The 600-nt window shown below is 50.0% G+C and carries 1 rRNA gene; it reads right to left on the bottom strand.

The features are described from left to right. Positions 1-26: 26 nt before the first annotated feature. A 16S ribosomal RNA gene (locus ACZ267_RS12765) occupies positions 27-600 on the bottom strand; the annotation flags it as partial.

Below are 600 nucleotides of genomic sequence, written 5' to 3'. Positions count from 1 at the left end.
CGAAGATGTTCCGAATATATCCTTAGAAAGGAGGTGATCCAGCCGCACCTTCCGATACGGCTACCTTGTTACGACTTCACCCCAATCATTTGTCCCACCTTCGACGGCTAGCTCCATAAATGGTTACTCCACCGGCTTCGGGTGTTACAAACTCTCGTGGTGTGACGGGCGGTGTGTACAAGACCCGGGAACGTATTCACCGTAGCATGCTGATCTACGATTACTAGCGATTCCAGCTTCATGTAGTCGAGTTGCAGACTACAATCCGAACTGAGAACAACTTTATGGGATTTGCTTGACCTCGCGGTTTAGCTGCCCTTTGTATTGTCCATTGTAGCACGTGTGTAGCCCAAATCATAAGGGGCATGATGATTTGACGTCATCCCCACCTTCCTCCGGTTTGTCACCGGCAGTCAACTTAGAGTGCCCAACTTAATGATGGCAACTAAGCTTAAGGGTTGCGCTCGTTGCGGGACTTAACCCAACATCTCACGACACGAGCTGACGACAACCATGCACCACCTGTCACTTTGTCCCCCGAAGGGGAAGACTCTATCTCTAGAGCGGTCAAAGGATGTCAAGATTTGGTAAGGTTCTTCG

It is taken from the genome of Staphylococcus sp. AC872 (genome assembly GCF_979255425.1).
The sequence above is the reverse complement of the archived record's forward strand: the minus strand, read 5'-3'. Positions and strand labels throughout refer to the sequence as shown.